Genomic DNA, 14,029 nt, shown 5'->3' on the forward strand with positions numbered 1-14,029 from the left:
CGGAATGGGGTTTCTGATCGACACCAATGTGCTCTCGGAGCTGCGCAAGCAGGCGCGGGCCAACAGCAACGTCCTCCGATGGGCTGCAACAAACCGCGAGAGCGACCTGTTTTTGTCGGCGCTGGTTATCGGCGAGGTTCGGCGTGGCATCGAGGGGGTGCGCATACGGGATCCCGTTCAGGCGGGATCGCTCGACACGTGGCTCAACGCGGTCATCGCGTCATTCGGCTCACGGGTCCTTCCCGTCACCGTGGAGATCGCAGACGTCTGGGGGCGGCTACCCGCCCCTGATCGGCTACCTGAGATAGACGGTCTGCTCGCCGCCACAGCCGTTGTGCACAACCTCATCCTCGTTACGCGCAATACGCGCGACGTTGCTCGGACCGGTGTCCGGTTGCTCAATCCTTTCGAACCATGGTCCGAGGTGTAGTCGCATGGCCCTCAAGCCATCGTACGAGGATCATCGGCCCGCGCGACGATCCTCGCGACAGTAGGCCCTCGATGCCTCCGCGCTGACCCGCTCGTCCCGAGGAGGGCGTGGTGGTCGCTACTCCGAGGTCCCTCCACGGACCTCCTCGGCTGTCGCTGTCGAGCCGGGCGTTTTCGCTGGAGTTTCGGCCTCCGCTACGCCCGGGCGCCCTCACAGGTTCAGGTGCCGTCGCCTCCGATGTGTGCGCGGTTTCAGGTGTCGTGATCTCTGGTGCCTTTCCCGCGACATCCTCTGGCGCCTTCGTGGCATCGGCTGCCGTGACATCCTTCGCCACCGCGGCCGCGCCTTGCTTCACCTCCGCCGTCCCGGTCTCCGCCGCACTCGTCGGCGAGGCCTCGTTCGCTTTCGCCGCCGCGGCATCCGCCGCCTTCGCCGCCGCCTTCGCCGCCTTCGCCGCCGCCTCCGGCGCCGCGCCCTCCGCCGCCTTCGCCGCCGCCTCCGGCGCCGCGGCCTCCGCCGCCTTCGCCGGGGCCGCCTTCGCCTTCTTCTCCTTCGCGGCCTTCGCCTCGAGCGCGCCCGCCGCGATCGGCTCGCGCTTGCCGTGGCCGACCGCGCGCGGATCGCCGTACGGGAACGCCGCGCTGCCGCTCGCGTCGATCGGCTTGCGCGGGGCCTCCGGATCCGTCGCCGGGCTCGGCGGCGGCGCGATCGGCCGCGGCGCGCGCAGCCTGTTGCCAGGGCCGGCCTGGGTCCACACCTGCACGTCGCCGAGCACGCGCGTCCTGTTCGCCATCCGCCGCTGGCCGCGCGCGCCGAGCAGCTTCTCCAGGAACGTCGGGGGCGACGTCGCGCCGGGCTCCCCCTTCACCCAGCACGTGTAATCGCCGATGCCGGTGCCCCGGAACGCCTCGCGGCAGACCGCTATCCCGAGCTCGGCCGCGATGTCGCTGAGGAGACGACCCGGCGAGGTCTCGACCGTCCTGTGCTCGTTGACGAAGGTGACCTTGGGCATCGGTGGCCGGGAGCGTCCTGCTCCCCTGCCGCGAGCGCGTCAAGAAGCGCGGCGCGCGTCCCTCGCGTCCCGCACGCGGTGGAGCACCCGCGCGATGCCGACCAGGTTCCAGCCCGCGAAGCCCACGAACAGCGCGACGAGCGCGACCGCCCAGCGCGACGCGCGCGGCGAGCTGCCGTCGATGAGCATCCAGGCGTCGTCCGTCACGGCCGTCCCCGCCTGCTCCTCCACCTCGGCGGCCAGCCGCGCGTGCCGGATGCCCGCGCTCTTGAACGGCACGAGCCGCCCCGCGAACGTGCTCGGCGGGACGAAGCGCGGGCCCTCGAACCCCTCCGGCACCCGGATCTCCACCCACAGCCCCGGGTTGCCCGCCACCGGCGCCAGCCGGAACGAGTCGCCCTCCGCGGCGCGCCCGTACCGGATCGCGCCGCGCGTCCCGAGCAGGCCGACGGCCCGCACGTAGCGGTTGGCGAGGTCCGCCTGCGGCCGCAGCGACGCGAGCTCTCCCACGTCGGTCGGCTGGCCCGGCGACAGCGCGTAACGCGCCTCCCCGAGGAGCGCGACGGCCATCCACAGCGCGGCGATCGCGGTCGCCGCCATCAGCGCCACCGTGACCGTGCGCTCCTGCTTCGGCGGCGACGGCAGCGCGAGCAGCTCCGGATCGGGCCCCGCCACGTCGAGGCCATCGCCGCCCGCGCCGCGCGGGCCGGACGTCATGGATTCCAGGGTCGAGGTCGGGTCGGTGGGCACGCTTCGTCGAGTATATAGCCGGAGCGCCGGCCGCGGTGCACCGCCGTCTCGCCCGTCCTCGGACGAGGGGAGGAGCGGGCTCGGGCGTGGCGGCCCTGGGCGCGCAGGACGTCGGGCGCGGCACGCGAGACACGGGCGAACGACACGCTCCCGGCGTGCGTACGCGGGCTCAGCACCAGCACACCGGGTTGCCCGTGGCCACCGAGGCCTCGAAGACCCGCCGCAGGGAGCCGAGGATCTGCTCGAAATCGGCGATGCCCAGCGCGCGCTGCTTCACGTGGAAGGAGCGCGGATACGCCGAGCGGACGCGCCCTCTACCGTCCTGCATTCGACCGTCGGGCCAAGGAATGCACGCGCCGGGAACGGCGATCCTGGACTCGAATTCGCGTCCCGTGTCGAGGTTCCGGAGCAGCACGCGGCCGTCCTCGTGGGCCTCGGTGCGCTCGGGCTCCAGCAGGATCTGCGCGACGCGCAGGGCGCGGAACAGCTCGCAGGGCGGCGCTTCGCGGCTCTGAACGAAGAAGCCATTCACGTCGAAGCCGAGGTCGATCTGCTCCGAGCCACTCATGATGAAGATGCCGTCGTACTGCGGAATGAAGTCATAGAGCTCATCGCCGGTCTCGGAATCGACAAGGAAGGCCGAGCGGACGGAGGCGACGAGCTCGGCGAACCGCGCGAGCTCTCCCAGCGCCTGCGCGCTGGCTTCGGCCAGCATCATGCCGCCGTTCGCCGCCGGCAGCTCGGCCTGCAGCGTCGGGAAATGCTGCCAGCCGATCCGATCGAGCGCCGCCTGGAACGCCCTGAGACCTGCCCAGTTCGAGATCCACTCGGAGGCGAGGCACATGCGTGGGTGCGGGCAGCAGTCCTCAAGCCACGCATAGAACGCGTCGTGCGCGTCCCGGCGCTCCTCGGGGAGCGTCAGGCAAAGCTGCCCATCGTCATCGAACCCCACGTGCTCCGCGTGCGGGGGCGGCGTCCGCGTCGTCCCGTCGAGCCAACATCTGCACATCACGGTCGCGTCCAGGCCCATTCGTGCGCCTCTCGTGTGGCTCGCACCAGCCGGCGGGAGCCCCGCCGCGCGAGCGTCCGTCGGCGGGGCTCCGAGTCTAGCCCGTGCCTTCGCCCATCAGGAACCGCGCGGCGCGATCGCCGCGCCGGCGCCCGGACACGCGCCGGGGGGCGTCGGGGGCGGCACCCTCCCATGGGCCGGCGTGGTCGCGAGGCGCCGCACGCACCGTCGAGCGGCCCACCGCCCTCTCGGGCTGCCCTCGAGCTCGCCGCACGCTCGCCCGGCCGCGGCGCAGGGGGCCGCGCCGCGCGCTTGCCCGCAAGCGGCGCCTTGCCTAGCCTAGCCGCGATGCCCTCGAAGAACGACAGCTCCATCGTGTGCCCGTCATGCGGCGCGAACAACGCCTCCGTGACGGCGAGCGGGCGCTGCATCGCGTGCGGCGCCAGGATGGGCTCGCTCGCGCCTTTCCGCGACTCCGAGCTCGATCGCCACCGCCGCTACCAGCAGGAGGGCTTCTCGATCCTCTGGTGCCTCATCGCCCTCGTCCTGCAGAGCGTGCTCACCGCGGCCCTCGTCGGCGGCCTCCCCATGATCGTGCAGCAGCTCGACTTCGAGGGGTCGAACGGGATGATCGTCGCCATCCCCGTCTGGTTCATCGGCGGCGTCCTCCTCGGCATGATCTCGCCCGGCAAGACGTTCCTCGAGCCGGTCGTCGCGTCGTTCCTCGTCGCGATCCCGACCGTGTTCTACCTCCTGCACAGCCAGACCGTCCGGACGATGCCGCTGTTCATGTACGTGATCATGGCGCTCATCGGCGTGCTCTTCACGCTGATCGGCTCCTACCTCGGCGAGCGCATCCAGATGGGCCCGCCCGCGAAGCCGGCCGACTGAGGGCGCCCAGCGTGACGACGAGGCCCGGCGCGACGGGCAGCGCAGAGGCGGCAGGCGCAGCAGGGGCAGCGAAGGCGGCAGGGGCGGCAGGCGCAGCAGGGACGGCGGGCGCAGCTGGGACGGCCGTCCGGCGGATGGCTTTAGCGAAGCGGATCGCCGCGGTGCTCGCCGCCGTCGCCATGGCCCAGGCGGCGCCCGGATGCGGCCGGTCGGCCGAGCAGCAGGAGGCGGACGCGCTCCTGCATGCGATCGACGTCCTCCGCGATGCGCCGAGCGAGCCTCGCGAAGCGCGCGAGGCGCTGCTGGCGGAGCTCGAGCGCCAGCCCGCATCGACGCCGCCTGCCGCGAGCGCCAAGGACACGTGCGCGCGGGCCTACCGCCTGCTGCTCGACGCGACGGCCGCCGAGGCGCGCGTCCGCGCCCTGCTCGAGGCGCCCGACGGGGCCGCCGGGCCCGGCGCGCTGGCGGATCTCGCCGCGGCGGACGCCAAGGTCAAGGAGAGCGCCGAGGTCATGCCGAGGTGCGCCGAGGCGCTCGCGATCCTCCGCCGCTCGGGCCGGCGCGGGATGTGACGGGCCGCGTCGAGGCGCCCGCGTCGGCCGAGGCCGCGTCGACGGCGCCCGCGTCGGCCGAGGCCGCGTCGGCCGCGTCCGCGTCGCCCGAGGCGCCCGCGCCGCGCGCCCCCGGGGAGGGGCGCCGGCCGCGCCCGCGCCGCGCCGCGTGCGGCGTTTTGAAGAGGGCAAGGGCATCCGCGCTCGCGGTCCCCTGTGCTAAGACCCGCCCTGCCATGTTCGACACGCTGACACGGGGCTTTCGTCAGGCCAGAAACCGCCTCGCCGGGCTCACGGAGCTCACCGCGGGCAACATCGACGTCGCGCTCCGCGAGGTAAGGCTCAGCCTGCTCGAGGCGGACGTCGAGATCGGGGTGGTCAAGGCGTTCCTTGCCCGGGTCAAGGAGGCCGCGGTCGGCCGCACCCTGGAGACGCGCGTGAAGCACGCCGGCGAGGTCCACCAGGTCTCGGCGAGCGACCACTTCATCAAGATCTGCCACGACGAGCTCGAGGCGATGATGACCCACGAGGGCGACGAGATCGCCTGGGCCGACGGCGGGCCCACGGGCATCATGATGGTCGGCCTCCAGGGCTCCGGGAAGACGACGAGCTGCGCGAAGCTCTCGCGCTACCTCGAGAAGCAGGGGAAGAAGCCGCTGCTCGTCGCGGCCGACATGCAGCGCCCCGCGGCCGTCGAGCAGCTCAAGGTCCTCGGCGAGTCGCTCAAGATCCCCGTGTTCAACATCCCGGGCGAGTCGCCGGTCGCCATCTGCGCCGCCGCCCGCGGCGAGGCGAAGCGGCTCGGCCGTGACGTCATCATCTACGACACCGCCGGCCGCCTCGCGATCGACGAGCCGCTCATGCAGGAGCTCGCGCAGATCAAGGACGCGACCAAGCCGGAGAACATCTTCCTCGTGGTCGACGCGATGATCGGCCAGGACGCCGTGAAGACGGCGCGCGGCTTCAACGAGCGGCTGTCGATCGGCGGCGTCGTGCTGACGAAGCTCGACGGCGACGCCCGCGGCGGCGCGGCGCTCAGCATCAAGGAGGTGACGGGCGCGCCCGTGCTCTTCACCGGCATCGGCGAGACGACGGACAAGTTCGAGCCGTTCCGCGCCGACGGCATGGCGAGCCGCATCCTCGGCATGGGCGACGTCGTCGGCCTCATGCAGGACTTCGAGGAGGTCGTCGACCAGAAGAAGGCCGAGAAGGACGCCGCGCGGATGCTCCAGGGCGACTTCACGCTCGAGGACTTCCTCGATCAGGTGCGGATGATCCAGAAGATGGGATCGCTGAAGGATCTCGTCGACAAGCTGCCCCTCGGCGGCATGTTCCCGGGCGGCCTGCCCCAGGACGTGAACCTCGACGACCGGGAGCTCGTCCGCATCGAGGCGATCATCCAGTCGATGACCCGCTTCGAGAAGAGCGACCCGTACGCGCTGGTCCGCGAGCCGAAGCGGGTGGAGCGCATCGCGAAGGGCTCGGGCTCGAAGCCCGAGGCCGTGAGCGAGCTCGTCCAGAAGTTCCTGTTCATGCGCCAGATGATGAGCGGCCTCGGCCAGAACATGGGCCTCATGGGCAAGATCCCCGGCATGAAGCAGATGGCCATGGCCAAGAACATGCGGGAGATGCAGAAGCAGATGATGGCCGGCGGCGGCCTGCCCGGGATGGGGATGCCGGGCATGGGCTTTCCGGGGATGGGCTTCCCGGGCATGGGGATGCCCGGGCTGGGGATGCCGGGCATGGGCGGCTTCCCGGGCGCCGGCGCCGGGGGCCCGAACATGACGAAGATGAAGACGCTCAGCGCCTCCGAGCGCAACGCGAAGAAGGCGCAGCGCAAGCGCGAGCGCGACGCCCGCAAGAAGGGGCGGAAGTAGCGGCGGCCGCGTGCGCGGGCCCTGCGGCCGGCGGCGCGTTGCTGACGGTGCGCACGGCCCGCACGGCGCGCACGCTCGCGCGCGGGCGCTCGCGCTTGTCGCCGTGGCCTTCGCCGCCGCGTGCTCCCGGGGCGGCGGGGGCGAGCAGGAGGCGGCGCCGTCCGGGGCGACGGGTCGCTCGCCAGCGCCGGCGAGCAGCGGCGCGGGCGCCGGGCAGAGTCAGAGACGACCGCCCGCTCTCGTGAAAGAGCTCTCGGTGCGCAAGCTCGCGCCCGGCGCGGCGATCGTCATCGACGGCCGCCTCGACGAGCCGGCGTGGCAGGCCGCGGCGACGACAGGCCCGTTCGTCAACGTGGGCACGGGCCGCGAGGATCGGTCGCTGCCGACGCAGGGCGAGGCGCGGCTGCTCTGGGACGACGGGTTCCTCTACGTCGGATTCGACGTCAGCGACAGGACGCTCACCGGCGGGTTCCCCGAGGGCGCGCGGGATCCGCACCTGTGGGAGCGGGATACCGTCGAGGTGATGATCGATCCGGACGGAGACGGAGATAATAAAGACTATTACGAAATCCAGATAAACCCTCAGAACCTCGTCTTCGACTCGCAGTTCGACGACTACAACGCTCCAAGGGGCGGCCCGAGCGGGCCTTTCGGTCATGAGGAGTGGAGCGCGGGGCTCGCGAGCGCGGTCGCGCTGGGAGGGACGCTCGACGACGACTCGGACGAGGACCGGGGGTATGTCGTCGAGGCGAAGATCCCGTGGAGCTCGTTCGCGAAGGCGAAGGCCGCGCCGCCGGCGCCGGGGGACGCGTGGCGGATGAACTTCTACGCCATGCAGAACAACGGCGGGGCGGCGTGGTCGCCCATCCTGGGGCAGGGGAACTTCCACAGGGCGCGGCGGTTCGGTCGGGTCCGGTTCGTCGCGGCCGAAGGTGAGACGGGCGGCGCGGGGGCGTCCGCGCGCGACGCCGGCGCGGCGCCCTCGGCGGCGCCGCTGGGCGCGGCAGGCGCCAGGCCGGGCGCCGCGGCGCCCTCCGCATCGGCAGGCCCTCAGCACCTCGTGCGATAGGCGCCAGCGCGCGGGCTCAGATCCGGGCCGTGTGGCTCGCCGTCGGGCGTGGCGCCCCCTGCCGTGCCCGCCAGCGCGGCATCACCCATCGTGCCCGTTGTGGCGGTCGAGCGGGTCGTCGACTCCATCCCTCGTTGGACCCGGATCCTGTTGTGCACGTCCTCGACGCCCCGCGTGCCCTCGGCGACGAGCTCGATGATGCGCTTGTGGTGGCGCTGGGGCACTGTGCCCTCGAGGATGACCTCGTTGTTCTCCACCTGGACCGTGACGTCGCTCACGTCGATGTCGTGGCGCTCCGAGAGCGTCTCGCAGATGTCCTCCTGGATGCGCGCGTCGGAGCGCTTGTAGCCCTTCGGTCCGCGGCCGAACGCTCTGCGCACGCGGTCTCCGATCTCGCCGAGCGCGTGGCCGACGCTCTCCAGCGCCGAGTGGCCGGATTCGCCGAGATCGTGGCTCTCGTCGCGGTACGCGCCGCCGCGCCAGGCCGCATCGGGACCGTAGTCGGGGTTCACGACGCGGGTCATGCCAAGGTAATAGGCGCCGCCGAGGTTGAAGTTGTAGGCGCTGCCCACAGCGGGAAGGGGATTGCCGCCGAAGCTGTGGCCGTCATCGCGGCCGCCGACGTGATCGCCGCCGCGGTCGTCGTGGGGCCAGCCGCGCTCCTGGTCACCGGGACGACTGTCGCTGTTGGCGAAGCGACCGTCGCCGGACGCGCGGCGCATGGGGTCGCGGTGCGTCGCGGGCTCACCCGTGCGAGCGTGCTCGCGGCCCCCATCGCGGCCGTCGCGCGGCGCGGCCCCGTGATCGTAGATCGGGCCCGCGCTGCGGCGCTCGTCGCGAGGATAGCCGCGCTCGGTGAAATGGCCCCGGTCGTCTCTGTAGCGCTGATCCCAACCGGGCTCATTTCGTCCATAGCCTGTGTCCCTGTCGAATCGATCTCGCATCCTGCGCCTCCTTTCTTCCTTGCGAGCACTGCTCCTTCAACACGTCTCCGCCGCGCGACAGCGCTGCGCGACAGAACGCGCCAGCCTGGTAGCGTGGATCGCGAAGATGGGTCGCGTCGGCGCCCTCTGCCACCGGGGAGAACCCTTCGTCTCGCGCCCGGGCGATCCCGAAAATGACGATTCATCGGATCAGCACAGAAGAGCTTGCCTTGAGCGCCTTTCCGCCTCTCGTGGCAGGACACGGCACACCCGCCCTCCCCATAAGGGCTGGGGCGGCGCCGCGCCCCCTGGGGCCGGAACCCTCCGTCACGGGCCCAGCAAAGCCGGCCCATGCACCCCCGGCTGCGCTAAGCTCCGCGCCCTGTGCCCGTCCTCACCGCTCACGATCTCCACAAATCCTTCGGTCCCCAGACGATCCTCGACGGCGTCTCGGTCAACATCCGCACCGGCGAGCGCGTGGGCCTGGTCGGCGTCAACGGCTCCGGCAAGAGCACGCTCGCCCGCATCCTCGCCGGGGTCGAGCAGGCCGACAGCGGCACCATCGCGCGCCGCCGCGGCGCCGAGATCGGCGTCCTCTCGCAGGATCCGGTCTTCGAGCCGACCGACACCGCGCGCGACGTGGTGCTCGCCGGGCTCTCCGCCTGGCACGCCGCCAAGGCCCGCCACGACGAGGTGAGCCGGGCGCTCGCGGCCGGCTCGGGGGACGCCGAGGCGCTCCTCGCCGAGCAGGCCGAGGCCGGGGCCGACGTCGAGCGGCTGGGCGGGTGGGACATGATGCACCAGGTCGACGCCATCATCGGCCACGTCGGCGTCACCCGGCCCGACGCGCCCATGAGCGTGCTCAGCGGCGGCGACCGCAGGCGCGTCGCGCTCGCCCGCCTCCTCGTGTCGCGGCCCGCCCTCGCCGTGCTCGACGAGCCCAGCAACCACCTCGACGTCGAGACCGTCGAGTGGCTCGAGCGCTACCTCGTCGAGGAGCACCCCGGCGCGCTCCTCCTCATCACCCACGACCGCTACCTGCTCGACCGCGTCGCGGAGCGCACCCTCGAGATCGACAAGGGCAAGGTCTACAGCTACGACGGCGGCTACGAGGAGTACCTCGAGCAGAAGGCCGAGCGCCTCGCGCTCGAGGCGCGCACCGAGTCGAACCGGCAGAACTTCCTGCGCACCGAGCTCGAGTGGCTCAGGCGGCAGCCGAAGGCGCGCACCGGCAAGCAGAAGGCCCGCATCCAGCGCGCCGAGACGACCAAGAGCGCGCCGCCGCCCAAGGCCGAGCGAACCGCGCAGCTCTCGGTGGAGTCGGTGCGCACCGGCAAGACCATCCTCGAGCTGAAGAAGCTCGGCCTCTCGCTCGACGGCAAATGGCTCGTGCGCGGCCTCGACTTCACCCTGACCAAGGGCGAGCGCGTCGGCATCGTCGGCCGCAACGGCACGGGCAAGACCACGATGCTCCGCGCGATCCTCGGCCAGCTCGGCGCCGAAGGCGACGGCGCCGCCGCCGAGGGGCCCCGCATGGAAGGCGAGGTCGTGCTCGGAAAGAACTCGAGCGTCGCCTACTTCGACCAGCACAGGAGCGGGCTCGACCTCGACAAATCGATCTTCGAGAACATCGCGGGCTCGCACACGCGCGTCGAGGTGGGCGGCCGATCCATGGACGTGCGCAGCTACCTGGAGCGGTTCCTGTTCGATCCGAACAAGGCGCGGCAGCCGGTGGGCTCGCTCTCCGGCGGTGAGCGGGCGCGGGTCGCCCTGGCGAAGATGCTCACCCAGAGCGTCAACGTGATCATCCTCGACGAGCCCACGAACGATCTCGACGTGATGACCCTCGCCGCGCTCGAGGAGATGCTCATCGAGCTCGACGGCTCGGCGCTCGTCGTGACCCACGACCGCTGGTTCCTGAACCGGGTGGCGACCTCGATCCTCGCGTTCGAGGGCGACGGCCGGGTCGTGCGGTACGCGGGCAACTACGACGCCTACCGCGAGCAGCGCGCGAACGCGGCGCTCGAGAGCGAGGCCGAGGCCCGGGCTGCGAAGGCCCAGGCGGCGGAGGCCCGGCCGGCGGCGGCGCCGGCGAAGCCCGCCGCGCGGGCCGGCGACAAACCGAAGCTCACGTTCGCGGAGCGGACGGAGCTCGACGGCATCGTGGGGCGCATCGACGCGGCCGAGCAGAAGGTCGCCGAGCTCGAGGCGAAGCTCGCCGACCCGACGCTCTACGCGAGCCGCGGCGCGGACGTGGCGGCGCTGCTCTCGGAGCTCGAGCGCGCCAAGCAGGAGGCGGCGCGCCTGGTCAGCCGCTGGGAGGAGCTCGAGACGAAGCGCGAGGCCGCCGGCAAGGCGTGACAGGGCGCGACCGAGCGCGAGGAGCGCGGCAAGGCGTGACAGGGCGCGACCGAGCGCGAGGCCGCTGGCCAGCGGTGCAGGGGGCGACCCGCCTCGCACGACGACCCTTGTCGGCGCGGCGCCGCCCGGCGACCATGGCCGCATGATGACCGTGTTCGAGGTGCACCTCGCCGAGGGATCCGACGGCGCCGGCCTGCTCAGCGACGAGGTCCTGAGCGAGACAGGCGCGCAGGTGATGACGCTCCAGGAAGCAGCGCTTGTCGGCTTCCAGGGCCTCCAGGCGCTCGAGGGCTCCGGCAACGTCCGGCTCATCGCCGTGCGCGCGCGCGACGCCGCCTGGATCCACCGCTGCCTGGAGACCCACGGGGCCGTCACCGCGTTCCGGGCTCACCAGGTCGACTGAGCCACATCGCCCCCGCTGCTCGATAGACCCCCGCGCCGCCCTGGCGCGGCATCCCCCTGCGCGCTGTGGCGGGGACTTCCACCGAAGGTGGAGGGCTTTGGAGCCGCCAAGGCGCCATAAGACGCCAAGATTTTTTGTATTTTTCTTGGCGTCTTTTGGCGCCTTGGCGGTTCCATCATCTCTTCCATCCTTCCGTCAGGGTGGGGGTATTCCCCCACCACCCCGCGCGCGCCTTGTCCGGAATGCCGTGGATGCCAGTCCGGCCGCCCGGCGCACAGAACATGAAGTCCCGACAAGCCCGCTGAAGCAGGCGAAGCTCGCCTCCACGAACATCGATGAGATCCGGTGTCCATCATCACGCATGGAACGCATCGGCCCGCAGGAGGCTCATTCTACTGTGTCTCGTATCACTAGAAAGTTGGTGTGTGGTTGCACTGTCTACCGACGATGGTAACAACACCGCATGTCTCACTCCTCTCTACGTAGTCATACGCTCCTGGCGTTGTTCGCGGTCTCCGCGTTCGCGCCGGGCTGCGGCTCGGAGCGGCCGCAAGCGGGCGATACCAGGCCACCGGGCTCCGAGCCCGGTCAGGGGGCGCCCTTCGAGAACCCCGGCGGGATGTGGATGCCGGAGCAGATGGCGCAGCACAAGGACCAGCTCAAGGCGCTCGGGCTCGAGATCGATCCCGAGTCGCTCGCCGATCCCACGGCGTCCCCGCTCGGCGCGGTGGTGAGCCTGGGCGGCTGCTCGGCCTCGTTCGTCTCGCCCGATGGGCTCATCGCCACGAACCACCACTGTTCGACCCGGGCGCTCCAGTACAACTCCACCCCGGAGCAGGACCTCCTGACGAACGGCTACCTCGCGAAATCCCGCGCCGAGGAGCGATGGGCCGGCCCCACCGCGCGCGTGCTCGTGACCCGCGCGTTCCGCGATGTCACCGCCGAGGTGCGGCGCGGCATCGAGGCGATCCAGGGTGATCTCGAGCGCTACGACGAGATCGAGAAGCGCAAGAAGCAGCTCGTGACGGCGTGCGAGGAGGGGCGCCCCGAGATCCGCTGCTCCGTCGCCGAGTACTTCGGCGGTGGCCAGGTTTCCTTGATCGAGCAGCTGGAGATCAAGGATGTTCGCATCGTCTATGTCCCACAGGAGGCGATCGGCAACTTCGGCGGGGACATCGACAACTGGCGCTGGCCGCGCCACACCGGCGATTTCGCCTTCTTCAGGGCCTATGTCGGCAAGGACAACCGGCCTGCGGCCCACGCCGAGGACAACGTGCCTTACCGTCCGGCGCACCACCTGAAGCTCGCGTCGTCGCCGCTCCACCAGGGCGACCTCGTGATGGTCGCCGGCTACCCGGGTACGACGAACCGGCTCCGGACCGCGGCAGAGGTCGAGTCCGCGGTCTCATGGCTGTACCCGAAGCGGGTGTCGTTCTACGAGGAGTCGATCGCCCTCCTGGAGGAGCTCGGCAAGAACGACCCGGCCCTGCGGATCAAGGCGGAGCCGACCATCCAGGGCTACGCCAATTACCTGCTCAAGACGCGCGGCCTGCTCGACGGGCTGGTCCAGGGCGGCCTCGCCAAGGAGAAGGCCAAGCAGGAGGCCGACCTCAAGGCCTGGATCGACGCCGACCCGGAGCGCAAGGCGGCCTACGGCGGCGCGATCGAGCGGATCGCCGCGCTGCACGCCGAGCAGCGGGCGACGCGCGACCATGACGCGGCCGTGTCGGAGATCGCCTCGTCGGCGAGGCTCCTCGACGCCGCGGTCACCATCGTGCGCATGGCGGAGGAGCGGCCGAAGGCCGACGCCGAGCGCGAGGCCGAGTACCAGCAGCGCAACTGGGAGCGCCTCGAGCAGGCGCAGGCGTCGCTGCAGAAGTCGTACGACCGCGCGCTCGATCGGAGCACCTTCAAGCTGGCCACGAAGCGCGCGCTGCAGCTCGATCCGAAGGACAGGCCCGCGCTGCTCGGGAGCCTCGCGGGCACGCAGTCGCCGACGGAGGCCGGCGTCGCCGCGGCGATCGACGCGCTCTACGAGAAGACGGCGCTCGAGGACGCGGCGACCCGGATCAAGCTCCTCAAGACGGCGACGCTCGAGGAGCTCCAGGCGAGCCGGGATCCGATGATCCGCCTGGCGCTCGAGCTCGCGCCTGTCGACAAGGCCATCGAGGCGCGGGACAAGGCCTACGCCGGGGCGATGAGCCTCGTGAAGCCGCGCTTCGTCGAGGCGCTCCGCGTGTACCGGGGCGGCCTCCTGGCGCCCGACGCGAACGGCACGCTCCGCATCACGTACGGCACCGTGCGGGGGTACCGCCCGGAGGCCAACAAGCCGGCGTATCGCCCGTTCACCACCCTCAGCGAGGTCGTGAAGAAGAGCACCGACAAGGCGCCGTTCAACACCCCGGCGACCCTGCTCGAGGCGGCGCGCGAGAAGCGGTTCGGCCCGTACGTGGACAAGGACCTCGGCGAGGTGCCCGTCTGCTTCCTGAGCGATCTCGACATCACGAACGGCAACTCCGGCTCTGCCACGCTGAACGCGCGCGGCGAGCTCGTGGGCCTCGCCTTCGACGGCAACTACGAGGCGATGGCGTCCGACTGGCTGTTCATGCCGTCGATCACCCGGACCATCCACGTCGATTACCGCTACATGGAGTGGGTGATGGACGCGGTGTCGGGCGCGGACGCCGTGCTGAAGGAGATGGGCGGCAAGCCGGCCATCGAGTGAGCGCGGCGCTGCGCTGACAGCACGATCG

12 protein-coding genes are annotated in these 14,029 nt (G+C 71.5%); 8 read left to right on the plus strand and 4 right to left on the minus strand.

All coding sequences use genetic code 11. The annotated features are described in order from the left end of the window. Nucleotides 1-4: 4 nt before the first annotated feature. Nucleotides 5-430: a type II toxin-antitoxin system VapC family toxin gene (locus POL72_RS16110; protein WP_272096231.1), complete on the plus strand. Its 426-nt coding sequence runs from the start codon at nucleotides 5-7 to the stop codon at nucleotides 428-430. Here POL72_RS16110 and POL72_RS16115 read toward each other — a convergent pair. The 3 genes from POL72_RS16115 to POL72_RS16125 form a co-directional block, all read right to left on the minus strand. After that, entirely contained in the window at nucleotides 399-1,442 is a 1,044-nt protein-coding gene (locus POL72_RS16115) for a hypothetical protein (RefSeq protein WP_272096232.1), read from the minus strand. The two genes, POL72_RS16110 and POL72_RS16115, sit on opposite strands and share 32 nt — an antisense overlap. A gap of 39 nt (nucleotides 1,443-1,481) precedes the next feature. Next, nucleotides 1,482-2,192: a hypothetical protein gene (locus tag POL72_RS16120; RefSeq protein WP_272096233.1), complete on the minus strand. Its 711-nt coding sequence runs from the start codon at nucleotides 2,190-2,192 to the stop codon at nucleotides 1,482-1,484. Nucleotides 2,193-2,361: 169 nt separating this feature from the next. Beyond that, complete coding sequence (locus POL72_RS16125) at nucleotides 2,362-3,204, minus strand: hypothetical protein (protein ID WP_272096234.1); 843 nt, start codon at nucleotides 3,202-3,204, stop codon at nucleotides 2,362-2,364. Between the two features lie 345 nt (nucleotides 3,205-3,549). Between POL72_RS16125 and POL72_RS16130 the strand changes: the two genes are divergently transcribed. From POL72_RS16130 to POL72_RS16145, 4 genes are all read left to right on the plus strand, one after another. Further along, a complete protein-coding gene (locus tag POL72_RS16130) occupies nucleotides 3,550-4,092 on the plus strand; it encodes a hypothetical protein (RefSeq protein WP_044967211.1) in 543 nt (180 codons plus the stop codon). 134 nt (nucleotides 4,093-4,226) lie between these two features. Further along, nucleotides 4,227-4,664, plus strand: coding sequence for a hypothetical protein (locus POL72_RS16135; protein WP_272096235.1), 438 nt, complete (start codon nucleotides 4,227-4,229; stop codon nucleotides 4,662-4,664). Nucleotides 4,665-4,879: 215 nt separating this feature from the next. After that, nucleotides 4,880-6,520, plus strand: coding sequence for a signal recognition particle protein (gene ffh, locus POL72_RS16140; RefSeq protein ID WP_272096236.1), 1,641 nt, complete (start codon nucleotides 4,880-4,882; stop codon nucleotides 6,518-6,520). Nucleotides 6,521-6,761: 241 nt separating this feature from the next. Further along, nucleotides 6,762-7,589, plus strand: a complete 828-nt coding sequence (locus tag POL72_RS16145) for a carbohydrate-binding family 9-like protein (RefSeq protein ID WP_272096237.1) — start codon at nucleotides 6,762-6,764, stop codon at nucleotides 7,587-7,589. Here POL72_RS16145 and POL72_RS16150 read toward each other — a convergent pair. Next, nucleotides 7,571-8,533, minus strand: coding sequence for a BON domain-containing protein (locus POL72_RS16150; RefSeq protein WP_272096238.1), 963 nt, complete (start codon nucleotides 8,531-8,533; stop codon nucleotides 7,571-7,573). The genes POL72_RS16145 and POL72_RS16150 overlap by 19 nt on opposite strands. 363 nt (nucleotides 8,534-8,896) lie before the next feature. Here POL72_RS16150 and POL72_RS16155 point away from each other — a divergent pair, with 363 nt between their 5' ends. The 3 genes from POL72_RS16155 (at nucleotide 8,897) to POL72_RS16165 (ending at nucleotide 14,001) form a co-directional block, all read left to right on the plus strand. Continuing rightward, on the plus strand, nucleotides 8,897-10,873 hold the full coding sequence (locus POL72_RS16155; RefSeq protein ID WP_272096240.1) for an ABC-F family ATP-binding cassette domain-containing protein: 1,977 nt from the start codon (nucleotides 8,897-8,899) through the stop codon (nucleotides 10,871-10,873). Between the two features lie 142 nt (nucleotides 10,874-11,015). Next, complete coding sequence (locus tag POL72_RS16160; protein WP_272096241.1) at nucleotides 11,016-11,276, plus strand: hypothetical protein; 261 nt, start codon at nucleotides 11,016-11,018, stop codon at nucleotides 11,274-11,276. 502 nt (nucleotides 11,277-11,778) lie between these two features. Then, a complete protein-coding gene (locus POL72_RS16165; RefSeq protein ID WP_272096242.1) occupies nucleotides 11,779-14,001 on the plus strand; it encodes a S46 family peptidase in 2,223 nt (740 codons plus the stop codon). Nucleotides 14,002-14,029 lie beyond the last annotated feature (28 nt).

Origin of the sequence: Sorangium aterium (assembly GCF_028368935.1) — a bacterium.
Taxonomy (GTDB): Bacteria; Myxococcota_A; Polyangia; order Polyangiales; family Polyangiaceae; genus Sorangium; species Sorangium atrum.